Here is a 12,870-nt window from a genome sequence, read left to right on the forward strand (position 1 = left end):
CTCACCCTCATAGGATTCCTGGAAAACAGATGACAACAAATTGATTGATGAACTATTGCGTCTCTAATTCAGCCAAGGCTGTAGGGTTCCGATGGATTTATCGGGACTCTACAACCCATCCCAAGGCTATCCAAATTGTGTTTTAGGATGCGGCCTGAGATTTTGTTAACCCCTTTTACGAGGTTTTATCTATGTTTTTTAACGGTCTTTTGCACCGGATGGTGAGAGGGATTGTGGTGTTTACGATCGCCACTTCTCTCCTCCTCACAACAACTGTTCCACCAGTAATGGCACAGCAAATTCTACCCCATCCCGACGCCCCATTTTCGGGTAAAATCGGGCTAACCGTTCCCGACTCTGTACCCGATATACCAGAACTGAAACTGCCTTCTACCTTTGGGATCGAAAATGCTCCCAATATCCTGGTAGTGATGTTGGATGATGTAGGTTATGGACAATTTAGTACCTTTGGTAGCCCGATTATTCAAACCCCGAGGATGGATGAGGTGGCAGCCAATGGCTTGCGCTACACCCAATTCCACACTACTGCACTCTGTTCCCCCACACGCGCTGCCCTACTTACTGGACGAAATCACCACTCCGTCGCCACTGGGGCATTGAGTAATGGCTCAACGGGATATCCTGGATATAACAGCATTATTCCCCAAAATGCCGCCACCTTTGCCAAAGTCCTTCAGGCTTATGGTTATGGCACCGCCTGGTTTGGCAAAAACCATAACGTTCCGGAATGGGAAGCCACGGAAGCTGGACCCTTTGATCATTGGCCTACAGGCTTAGGGTTTGACTACTTCTATGGGTTTGTCGGAGGCGATGTTGACCAATACAGCCCTCCCCTAATTGAAAATACAACCCGCGTCCAACCCCCGGCAACCAACGCCGATGGTTCCCCTTATCACTTCAATACCGATTTAGCTGATCATGCGATTAACTACATCAAGACTCAAAAAGCCCTGATACCGGACAAACCCTTCCTGGCTTATTTTGCTACTGGCGCTACCCACTCCCCTCACCAAGTTCCCCAGGAATGGATTGACAAATATAAAGGTGAGTTCAATATGGGGTGGGATAAATACCGCGAACAAACCTTTGCTAAACAGCAAGAGTTGGGAGTTATTCCCCAAGATGCTAAACTCACTCCTCGTCCTGATTCTTTGCCTGCCTGGGATTCCTTGACGACAGAAGAGCAGGAATTATATGCCCGGATGATGGAAGTTTGTGCTGCTTTTACCGAGCAAACCGACCATGAGATCGGTCGAGTTATTGATGCGATCAAGGAGATAGGTGAATCAGATAACACGATGATTATCTACATCGCTGGCGATAACGGCTCCAGTGCTGAAGGAGGTCTTGAAGGACTTATCAATGAAGTCACCTTTTTCAATGGCTTGGAAGAATCCCTTGATAGCAAACTAGCCGCCATGGATACCCTCGGTGGGCAGATGCACTATAATCACTTCCCCTCTGCTTGGGCTTGGGCAATGGATACACCCTTCCAGTGGACAAAACAGATTGCTTCCCACTTTGGCGGTACTCGCAACGGCATGGCAATTTCTTGGCCAGATCGGATTAAGGACATTGGTACTACCCGCTACCAGTTCAGTCACATCATTGATATTTTCCCGACTATTTTAGAAGCCGTGGGTATTCCGGCTCCAGTTAAAGTTAATGGCGTTGATCAAAAGCCCATCGAAGGCACAAGTTTGGTGTATACTTTTGATGATGCGGATGCTGAGACTCTTCATACCACCCAATATTTTGAGATGCTGGGCAACCAGGGGATCTACGATCATGGCTGGATGGCTAGTGCCATGCGGGGTGAGCCTTGGCTTGACCAAAACGACGACTCCATTGATGTGCTGCACATGAACTGGGAACTTTACAACATTAATGAAGACTTTTCCCAGGCCAACGATCTAGCTGCTGACCCTGAGAATGCAGATAAGCTAGATGAAATGATTAAGCTGTTCTATGCTGAAGCCTCTAAATACAACGTCTTTCCCCTGGATGACAGCAAAACCGAACGATTTGATGAATCCAATCGCCCGACTCTTACTGGCCGTCGCACCAACACCTATCCCGATCATTTCCGCACCAGGGAAACGGCAGCACCTGACATGAAAGGCAAGAGCCACACTATTACAGCAGATGTTGTCTTTAACACAGGTGATAAAGGGATACTACTCACTATAGGGGGACGTTTTGGCGGTTTTGGACTATTCATCAAGGATGATCAACTGGTTTACCACTACAATTTTGCCGGGATAGAGCGCTATGATATCAAGTCCACTAGCCCTTTACCGACAGGCAAAGTTACCTTTAAGGCAGAGTATATTACCGATAGTGAGGAACCTGAAGCTGGAGCAACAGTTACTCTATATGCTAAGGAAACTGATACTCCAGATACTGAGTACACTGAGATTGGTCAAGGTCGCGTTGAGAAAAGTCTCCCAGTTAAATTCAGCCAGGACGAAACCTTCGATGTGGGCTTTGATACAGGGACACCTGTAATTGAAGACTATTTTGATGAAATGCCCTTTGACTTCACTGGAACCTTGAATAAGGTTGTGGTGGAGGATAAATCTGATTCCCAGCAACCAGAAATCACAGTGGGGAATCAAGAATTTTGGGAATCAATCATTCAGCAGGTTGAGAAACGTTATTCCAGCAAATAGCGATCGCTATTCGATATTCAGAGTGTAGTTTGGGTTTCGTTCCTCAACCCAACCTACGGTTTTAACTCAACATTCCGGCTATAGTCAGCCGGGATATTTCCCTCTTTATCATGTTCGCTAAACTCAAATCAAACCTATTACAAACCATTGATTTATGAACTATTGCGTCTCTAATTCAGCCTGTAGGGTTCCGAGCAAGCGATCGGGACTCTACAGGCCATCCCAAGGCTATCCATATTGTGTTTTGGGATGCAGCCTGAGATTGTGTTAACCCCTTTTATGAGGTTTTCTCTATGTTTTTCAACGGTCTTTTGCACCGAATGTTGAGAGGCTTTGTGGCGTTTACGATCGCCACCTCTCTCCTGTGGGGGACTATCGCTCCCCCTGTCTTGGCAGTTTCTGTCGATGACATTCCGCTACCTTCCCTTCCCTGGCGTTCCGATCCTCCTGTTGATGGCACTTCCCTACCCTTTCCTCCCGTGCCTTCCGCAAGTGAGGCCAATGAGACTCTAGAAGAGTCCAAGCCTATGATTCGACGGGAAGAACCGAACTATCTACCCGAAGATGCTCCCAATATCTTAGTTATTCTCCTGGATGATGTGGGATTTGGGCAAGCCGAAGCCTTTGGTGGTAAGATTGAAGCCCCCACCATTAAACGCTTGTGGGATGAAGGAATTGCCTACAATACCTTCCATACCACTTCCATCTGCTCTCCCACTCGTGCCGCCCTGTTGACAGGACGCAATCACCACCGAGTCCACTCCGGCACTATTGCAGAACGAGCAACAGATTGGGATGGTTACTTGGGCATCATTCCCAAAACTACGGCCACACTGCCGGAAGTATTGCGGGAATATGGTTACAAGACCGCAGCCTTTGGTAAGTGGCACAACACACCAGCAAATGAAACCACCGCAATGGGACCCTTCGATCGCTGGCCAACCGGACATGGCTTTGACTATTTCTACGGCTTTGTGGCTGGAGAAACCTCCCAGTATGAGCCACGGCTGTTTGAAAATACAAACCCGATTGAACCCCCCCACTACTTCGACAAAGAGGAAAAACAGCCTTATCACTTGAGTAAAGATCTGGCGAATCAAGCAGTGACTTGGTTGCGCCAACGCCAAGCGTATACTCCTGATAAGCCCTTCTTTCTCTACTGGGCTCCTGGTGCTGCCCACGGGCCTCATCACATCTTCAGCGAGTTAGCCGAGAAATATGAAGATAAGTTTGACGATGGTTGGAAAGCTTTGCGCGATAGCACATTTGAGCGCCAGAAACAATTAGACTGGCTTCCCCTGGCAGCGGATGCCGTAGATAGCGAGCAACCTGAAGATATGGATATTTGGGATGAAATTCCAGAAAATCAAAAGGAGTTTCAAACCCGCTTGATGGAGCTTTATGCTGCCTTTGTAGAAGATGTAGATACCCAAGCAGGCAAGATAGTTGATGAACTCGAGGCCGAAGGCATTCGAGACAATACCCTGATCTTTTATATTTGGGGTGACAACGGTGCCAGTGCCGAAGGCCAAAATGGCAGTATCAGCGAACTGCTAGCCCAGAACCAGATTCCAAATACTATAAATGACCAACTCGATGCCCTCAAGCGTGATTTTGGCACCGACGAAGATCCCGATGGTCTTGCTGCCTTGGGGACTGCTAAAACCGACAATATGTACAATGCTGCTTGGGCTTGGGCTGGCGATGCACCGTTCCGCTATACTAAGCTGATTGCCTCTCACTTCGGTGGGACTCGCAATCCCCTAGTGGTTTCTTGGCCCGCTAAGATTACCCCCGACTCCACCGCCCGTTCCCAGTTCCATCACGTCAACGACATCGCCCCTACCATTTACGACATTCTGGATATTACCCCACCGGAAGAGTTCTATGGTTTTATCCAGGAATCACTTGATGGTACTAGCATGGCCTATAGCTTTAACGATGCTGATGCACCAGGTGAGAAGCAGATCCAGTATTTTGAGAATAACGGCAGTCGTGGCATCTATTTCGATGGCTGGTATGCCTGCACGTTTGGTCCTCTGACTCCCTGGACTACCGGCGACAGTAAGGCTTTAGAAGAGTGGGATTCTACTAAAGATGTGTGGGAATTATACGACTTGACGACGGACTTTACACAACAGAACGATCTTGCAGCCGAACAGCCAGAGATTCTGGAGATGATGAAGCAACTGTTCTTACAAGAAGCAGAAGACAATAAGGTCTTTCCTATTGGCGGCGGTCTCTGGACGCGCATCAATCCTCAAGATCGGATCGGAACTCCTTACACGAGTTGGACCTTTGATAGCACCACGACTCGGATGCCTGAGTTTACTGCACCAGGTCTGGGTCGTCAAAGCAACTTGGTGACGATCGATGTTGACCTAAACGGTAACGATTCCGGTGTTCTCTATGCTCTCGGTGGTGCGAGTGGGGGTTTAACCTTGTTTATGCAGGACGGAAAGCTTAAGTACGAGTACAACATGATGTTGTTGGAGCGGTACAAGGCTGAATCCGAAAAAACTCTCCCAGCAGGTCCCCACACCATTGAAGTAAAAACTATCTTCACTAGTCTAGAACCCCTTGCTCCAGCCATTGTGGAGATTCACGTTGATGGAGATGAAGAGGAATTTAGTATCATGGTTGAACGCACGGTGCCTAATGCTTTTACCGCCAGTGAGAGCTTTGATGTTGGGACAGATTTGGGTTCTCCTGTTTCACTAGATTACGCCGATGAAGTTCCCTTCCCCTTCACTGGCACCGTGAATAAACTGACGGTTGAGTTGCTGGATGAATTAGCTCCCCAGGAACCTGACACCAAAGTGGGAAATGAAGAATTTTGGGACTCAATAATTCAGCAGGTTGAGAAACGTTATTCAAGCAAATAGTAGGTGTAAGTTGAGTTGACGAACGGGAAACCCAACATTAGTTTCCTTCGCTGAACCAATTAGATTTTAACGGTTGGTAATGGGGTGTTGGGTTTATCCTGCCGATAAGCTGCGCTTTTTCGTATAGGGAATGCTCCGCGAATATGTCGCGCAGCGTTTCATGTCCGCTCTTAGCGGAAAACGTTCCATACTTTGCTTTCCTTTAGCTTCGCAATGCTAACGCGTTACATATCGCGTTAGCGAAACAACCCAACCTACGAGAGCTGAACTTCCTGGCTATAGTCAGCCGGGATATTTCCCTCTTGATCATGTTCCCTTGAATTAATTAGGCTCGTAGTAAAGCTCTAGCCCGCTAAATATGTATCTGGGCTAAAGCCCAACTACAAACAAAACCGCATGATATAAATAATTCTGCAACTAAAATTATGAATAATTCTCAAAATTATATTCAAAAACTCCTAACTGTTCTCAGTGTTTTTATTCTAACTGTTACTATTTTTAGTCCGAGTGCATTTGCCGTCCCCTCTTCAACTTGTCCCGAAAATATGGTTTTCATTCCTGGAGGAGATTTCAAAATGGGGTCAGATAAACCAGAATTTATCGAAGAACTACCTGTTGAAGATGTTAGTGTCAGTTCCTTTTGCATTGACTCCCACGAAATTACCAACGCCGAATTTACCAAATTTGTTGAAGATACAGGTTACGTTACCGTAGCTGAACGTCCCCTATCAAAATCACAATTTCCTGATTTACCCGATGAACAGCGATCGCCTGGTTCCCTTGTTTTTGAACCTCCTGCAGAAGGCATTCAACAAGTCGCTTATCTGAGTTGGTGGCATTGGGTTGTGGGGGCAAACTGGCAACATCCCTACGGCCTCGATAGTAATATTAGGGGGAAAGAAAACCATCCGGTTGTTCATATTGCCTACGAAGATGCCTTAGCTTACGCCAAGTGGGCAGGAAAACAACTTCCCACCGAAGCTCAATGGGAATATGCTGCCAGAGGTGGTTTAAAAGAATCTACTTACACCTGGGGTCAAGAATATTCTGCTAAAAAAGCCAATACCTGGCAAGGAATTTTTCCCTTTCTCAATACCAAAACTGATGGCTATTTGGGAACTGCTCCCGTTGGTTCGTTCAAGGCAAATGGTTACGGTTTGTATGACATGACAGGTAACGTTTGGGAATGGACTGCCGATTGGTATCAGGTTGAACGAAAAGACATGGCTCATAGCGTTAATCCAGAAGGTCCCAGACAAGCGGAAAGTTTTGACCCAAAAAAACCTGGAGAGGGAGCAGTACACGTCATTAAAGGTGGTTCTCACCTCTGTGCGCCCAACTATTGCAGTCGATACCGTCCGGCTGCACGAGAGTCCCAGTCACCGGATACTGGAACCACTCACATTGGTTTTCGCCTCATCAAAAATTTGGGATAACTAAATAATTAGGCGTTGCTGAATTGAAGTATGAATGCGCGATTGTTAGCTTCTGGTCAAGCCCCCGCGCATCCCCCAACTTTGGGGGACTTTTAGAGTTTTATTCCCCCCACGCATTGGGGGGTTAGGGGGGCTTGCATCATACCCAGAATCAGCAACGCCAATAATTAGGGTTTGCTGAATAAGTCTTTTAGTAGGGGTAGGAGACAGGAGACAGGAGACAGGAGACAGGAGAAATAGGAATTTAAAGGAGGTAGGAGTAAGAATTGTCCCTTAATTTTTCTGCCCAACTATGCACCTAAAATACTAACTTTTTGAGCGTTTTAGACGTGATACCAGGTACTTTTTAAAGGCCTAAAAAAGGCTAAAGTCTTCATCTGTCAATGCTTTTAGATTTAATCAGCAAGCCCTAATTAATAATAATGAATAATGAATAATTAAACGATTTAGTTCGGATAGTCAAGTAGGGTGCGTTATATCAAATCCGGATAATTAATATACCCAAGTCATTGCGAGTGGAACGGAGTGTAAGGAAGCAATCTCATGGATTTAGAAGATTGCTTCCTATCGTCGCAATGACGGCTGTTCAACCGGATTTTATATTAGACAGCTAAAATCGGTTGCTGTTAGAGGCTTTTAACCATCTGTCGTAACGCACCAACCTATGTCAGTCCAGTACAACAACTCTAATTGGTGGGTTACGCTGAAGTGAACCCACCCTAATTTCGTGTCAATAAAGTAGTGCCATAGATTTTTGGCAAAAGTACAAAACTAAAATTTTCCTAAAGAATAACTTTAGCGAAACAATTCAAGATACATTTATGTAATGAATCTGTATCAGGGTTGCTCGAACAATTTTCCGATTTGAAAAAAGCAGTCAGCAGTCAGCAGTAAACGTTTAGAAGGGGATTTAAACCCAGAGCTGCTAAAAGCTGATAGCTAGTTAATCCTTCACAACATTAGGAGTCAAATAATGGTTTCCAAATTTTCTGCGTTTTGGAATAAAGATGGTAGTACCCAACCAGATGCACCCCGTTGGGCTAATTTACGCGCCGAGATGCGCAGCGCTTTCCCTACTTACTATTGCACAGGAGCCTCAGACCCCTTTGCAGACATGGTTCACCAAGCCATTCGTTATCTAGACCGACTCAAACCACCCCAGTCTACTTCCCCTACAGGTACACCGGGTTATCTAGGAAACGATCCTACTGGTCCCCATTATGGCAGAGTGACCGAAGCGCGTCTGGGAGAAAAAATGGCTTCCGTGGAAGATGTGCTTGAGGAGGCAGCAGAACTATTTCGAGGAATGCCCAACTGGAATCATCCCCTGGTAATGCCTAATGTTATTCCTCCGGCTAACACTGCTGCGATTATTTCTGCCATGATGACTCAGGTTTTCAGTCCCAATATTATTGAGGGGGAATATGCGTGGGATGTAGAAAAGACTGAGATGGAGACCTCTGCGATCTTAGCCGATCTGATTGGTTGGCCGACTGATGAAGCAGGTGGTCTGTTCACCTTTGGAGGTTCTGGGTGCTATTTTTATGGCATCAAATACGCCCTGACCAGTTGTTTGGGCATGAATTCCCGTTGTAATGGCATTCGCACCGATGCCAAAGTGTTAGTGTCTCAACAGGGTCACTACTGCAAACAGAATTCCACAGACTGGACTGGTCTGGGTATGGAGAACTACATCGAAATTGACACCGATGATGTCACGAATGCCATGGATTTTGACCACCTAGAAGAAGTGGTGCGAGTCCTCCATTCCTCTGGTACGCCTATTGCTGCCATTGTCTGCACCATGGGCACAACGGATGCTTTTGCGGTAGACCCCATTGACAAAGTAAGGGAATTGGTAGATGAACTCTATCCCCTAGAAAAACATCCCGAGGGAGTGGGACGACCCCTAATTTACGCTGATGCGGTGATTGGCTGGTCTTGGCTGATGTTCAAAGGATATGACTTTGTAGAGAATCCCTTGGGCTTTGCACCAGCAGTTTTGGCGCAGATTAAGAAAAACTACGAGGCTATTAGCAAAGTTGTCCACGCTGATGCCATTGGCTGTGATTTTCACAAGACTGGTTGGTCAACCTATAATTGTAGCGTGGTTATGGTTCGCAGTTTGCATAAATTCCAAGAACTTCTCAGTCGTCCTGGTTCGGCTTATCTTCAGGCGCGTACTTGCTACAACCCTGGTCTCTACACCCTGGAAGTTTCCCGCTCCGGTTCCTATTCAATGGCAGCTTGGGCAACTCTGAAATACATGGGTTATGAAGGATTCCGCTCGGTTCTGGGGGGTATTCTGGAAATTCAACATTACCTGCGCCATGAGGTTATTGCTAACGAACCAACTGTAGTCTGTGTCAACACAGCAGATTCAGGTTTCGTGACTCTGTTCCGGGTTTATAAAAAGGGAGTGGATGCTAAAGCTCAATACGAAAAAGAACTGAACAATCCGCTGGCTAAGAAGGAACTGGAAGCCAATAATGAATTGCAGAAAAATATAGCCGATATGCTCTGGCAGTGGCATCGCGACGGTCAGTTGCACGAGGGAGGCTATGCACCTTACATCAGCTATACCAGTGGTTTCCGTCCAACAGATTATGACAATGAGGAAATAGAACCCGGTTTCATCTATGCTGTAAAAGCTTATCCGATGAATGTCAATATTACCCCGGAAGTGATGGACGAATTGATTCGGTTGGTATTGGTGGCACGGGATGCAATTGAAGCAGGTACAGTTCCCCAACCCAAGGATGATGCTGGAAATTGTCCTCTGCCTTACTCTGACTTCTCGAATATTAAACCTCTTGTATGTGCTTCTGATGAAGAAGATGCGGGTGGTTCCACGTCAGATAATCTTCTCTCTGGTATTGGACGTCAATCCCGCAAAGCGTTGAAGCGACTCTGGAAACGCCGTCGTGGCAAAAAGTGTGATTCTTAATCTTAATCAAAGTTAGGTTTTGATAGTGGGAATCTTCTCAACTGACTTTTGAGTTTCGCCTAGCGGTATAGTGTGGCGATCGCTCTATAGTATTGCTGAAAATTGTCTGGGAGTCAGGACAGACCATTTTTAGTCGCCTGCTGGATGGCGTGGAACCAGAGATACTCGAATCTCTCCACCATGCAGTCACTCATGTACCTGAAGTTTAAGGGTCGGCGGTCGGCTAATTTCGTAGAGTGAGGACTTACGGTGCGATTTGCTTTCATTTCCACCGATTACCACATTAGCTTACCAGCGGTAGAAGAGCGTGTATAGAATTAAGTCATAATAGGAAGAAAGCCTTCTTCCTCCGCATTCCTTCCATCAAAGTATTAAGTATTCAAGCGGACATGATATGATAAACTTACGACTCGCTATGCGAAGGCAACAAAAAGTGAACCGACGGACATTTCGTCCAAAGTTCAAGGTTATTGTTTAGAGGTTTTTCTCGATGATTTTAAATCGTATTTGGAAGCATCTGTGGAAGAAGGTAGTGGCTGTTGCGATCGCCACTGCTTTCTTTTTGAGTGTCGCTGTCCCCCCGGCGACAGCATGGAGCCTATCCGACCTATTCAAAGGCTTTGGCTGGTTTGGCAAATCCGAACCTGCTGCTACCAGCACTGCTACCGACTCAGATGCCACAACCTTTAGTCTACAACTACTCCACGCCTCCGATTTTGAAGCTGGCCTGGAAGCTATGGAGGACGCACCTCGCTTTTCCGCCGTCCTCAATGCCCTCAAAGACGACTACCCCAACACCCTTTTCCTTTCCTCAGGGGATAACTACATCCCTAGCCCGTTCCTGTTTGCCGGTGGCGATTCCAGCATGAGCGACACCCCTGTGGGCAAAGCGGGTATCGGCCACGCCGATATCGAAATCCTCAACCAACTAGGCCTTCAAGCCTCCACTTTTGGCAACCACGATTTCGATTTGGGCACTAAGGAAGTGAGAGACATCATTCAACCTTCTGGCGAATACCGTGGGGCGTTGTTTCCTTATCTGAGCGCAAACTTAAATTTTGGTACAGATCCAGACTTGGCCGACAAGGTGACGGAAAACGGGCAAGAGATTAGCACCCTTTCAGCCGGACAATTAGCAGGAACAGCGATCGCTACCATTGGCGACGAAAAGATCGGCATCGTTGGCGCAACCACACCAAAGTTGCCTGTTATCGCTTCCACGGGCAAGGTTACCGTACTCCCTGAAAATGATACGGACTACGATGCCCTGGCTGCTGACATTCAGGTTGCGGTGGACGAGCTGACGGCAACGGGCATTAACAAAGTAATTCTTTTAGCCCACATGCAACAGTTGAATATTGAGCGCGACGAACTAGCTCCTCGTCTGCGAGATGTGGATATAATTGTTGCGGGCGGTTCCCATACATTGCTGTCTGATGAAACAGATCGCCTCCGCGCTGGAGATACCAGCGCTGGTCCTTATCCCATTTTCAAAACTGATGCGGACAACAACCCAATTGTCGTTGTCAACACGAAAGCAAACTATACATATGTTGGTCGTCTGGTGGTAGACTTCAATAGTGACGGTATCGTCGTTACCGACAGTATTGATCCCAGTATCAGCGGAGCCTACGCCACTGACGAAGAGGGAGTTGCAGCAACTGGTGGGACGCTAGACCCAGAGATTGTTGCCATTACCAGTGCCCTAAATGAGGTTATCGTCAGTCAGGATGGCAACGTTTTTGGTAATACGACAGTTTTCCTACGGGGCGATCGCTCCTTCGTCCGCACCGAAGAAACCAACCTGGGCAATCTGACTTCCGATGCTGACCTGGCATACGCTAAAACGGTAGACCCCACAACGCGAATTGCTTTGAAAACTGGGGGCAGTATCCGTTCCAACATCGGCATCATTAACGCCGCGAGTGGCAGCACCGATCCCAATGAATTTGAACTGTTGCCCCCCGAAGCAAACCCGGCAGCAGGCAAAGCAGAGGGAGAGGTTTCCGAACTGGACATCAATAATTCTCTCCGCTTCAACAACGGACTCACCCTGATCACCCTAACGGCAGAACAACTCTTAGAGACACTCGAACATGGGGTTGCGCAGACCAGTTCCGGTGCAACACCAGGTCAGTTTCCCCAAGTAGGAGGTTTGAAGTTTAGCTTTGATGCTGAACGTCCTGCTGGCGATCGCGTACTCTCTTTAGTCGTTTTGGGCGATAGCGAATCTGATGTAGTCGCGCAAAATGGCGAACTCGTTGGCGACCCCAGTCGCACTTTCCGGGCGATTACCGTCAACTATCTCGCTGACGGTGGTGACAGCTATCCTTACCCCAGTTTTTTGAGTGCCGATCCGGTTTTGTTTAATCGTGTCGATCTCTTGGGTGAGCCAGATAGTGATGGCGACGGGGATTTTGAATCGGAAGAGGATCTCAACCAAAACGGGGTGAGGGATGAGCCGATTGCAGAACCTTTTGAGGGCGTTGCTGACTTCTCTCCTTTCGGCACCGAGCAAGACTCACTGTCGGAATACTTCTATCAAGTTTTTCCTACGGCAGACAAAGCTTTTCAGCAGGCGGACGGCGATCCGTCCTCGGATGAGCGCATTCAGAACCTGGCGTTTCGGGAAGATACAGTGATTGCTCAATAGAGGAATTTTTGCTGAATTTATCTAATCCCAAATCTCGATAATGTTGTATGGTGCGATTGCCTAGGGGCGATCGTACAATTGTAGAGCAAATCATATCATGTCCGGTAGCATCGGTCTTGTATAGTAAATAGGCAACAGGCAACAGGCAACAGGCAACAGGCAACAGGCAACAGGCAACAGGCAACAGGCAAGAAAAAAACTTAAATTATCCTGTAGATATCCACGCTAACTTTTACACAAACGATTGCCTTCGGAC

The 12,870-nt window shown here is 47.1% G+C and carries 5 protein-coding genes; all 5 read left to right on the forward strand.

Annotated features, from left to right (window positions below; translation table 11 throughout):
* Positions 1 to 191 precede the first annotated feature (191 nt).
* The 5 genes from F6K23_RS18925 (at position 192) to F6K23_RS18945 (ending at position 12,614) form a co-directional block, all read left to right on the forward strand.
* The gene (locus tag F6K23_RS18925) at positions 192 to 2,693 is read left to right on the forward strand and encodes an arylsulfatase (RefSeq protein ID WP_293158678.1); all 2,502 of its coding nucleotides are present in this window, start codon (positions 192 to 194) and stop codon (positions 2,691 to 2,693) included.
* A 293-nt stretch (positions 2,694 to 2,986) separates the two neighbouring features.
* Positions 2,987 to 5,578, forward strand: a complete 2,592-nt coding sequence (locus tag F6K23_RS18930; RefSeq protein ID WP_293158679.1) for an arylsulfatase — start codon at positions 2,987 to 2,989, stop codon at positions 5,576 to 5,578.
* A gap of 425 nt (positions 5,579 to 6,003) precedes the next feature.
* Positions 6,004 to 7,014: a formylglycine-generating enzyme family protein gene (locus F6K23_RS18935; RefSeq protein ID WP_293158681.1), complete on the forward strand. Its 1,011-nt coding sequence runs from the start codon at positions 6,004 to 6,006 to the stop codon at positions 7,012 to 7,014.
* 973 nt (positions 7,015 to 7,987) lie between these two features.
* Positions 7,988 to 9,961, forward strand: coding sequence for a pyridoxal-dependent decarboxylase (locus F6K23_RS18940; protein ID WP_293158683.1), 1,974 nt, complete (start codon positions 7,988 to 7,990; stop codon positions 9,959 to 9,961).
* Between the two features lie 490 nt (positions 9,962 to 10,451).
* Positions 10,452 to 12,614 (forward strand): bifunctional UDP-sugar hydrolase/5'-nucleotidase, encoded by a 2,163-nt coding sequence (locus F6K23_RS18945; RefSeq protein ID WP_293158685.1) that lies wholly within the window; start codon positions 10,452 to 10,454, stop codon positions 12,612 to 12,614.
* Positions 12,615 to 12,870: the final 256 nt, after the last annotated feature.

Source organism: Okeania sp. SIO2C9 (assembly GCF_010672455.1).
Taxonomy (GTDB): Bacteria; Cyanobacteriota; Cyanobacteriia; order Cyanobacteriales; family Microcoleaceae; genus Okeania.

Coding starts and splice junctions, on each gene's coding strand:
- F6K23_RS18930 (WP_293158679.1), top strand. CDS start 2,987: ATGTTTTTCAACGGTCTTTTGCACCGAATGTTGAGAGGCTTTGTGGCG.
- F6K23_RS18925 (WP_293158678.1), top strand. CDS start 192: ATGTTTTTTAACGGTCTTTTGCACCGGATGGTGAGAGGGATTGTGGTG.
- F6K23_RS18945 (WP_293158685.1), top strand. CDS start 10,452: ATGATTTTAAATCGTATTTGGAAGCATCTGTGGAAGAAGGTAGTGGCT.
- F6K23_RS18935 (WP_293158681.1), top strand. CDS start 6,004: ATGAATAATTCTCAAAATTATATTCAAAAACTCCTAACTGTTCTCAGT.
- F6K23_RS18940 (WP_293158683.1), top strand. CDS start 7,988: ATGGTTTCCAAATTTTCTGCGTTTTGGAATAAAGATGGTAGTACCCAA.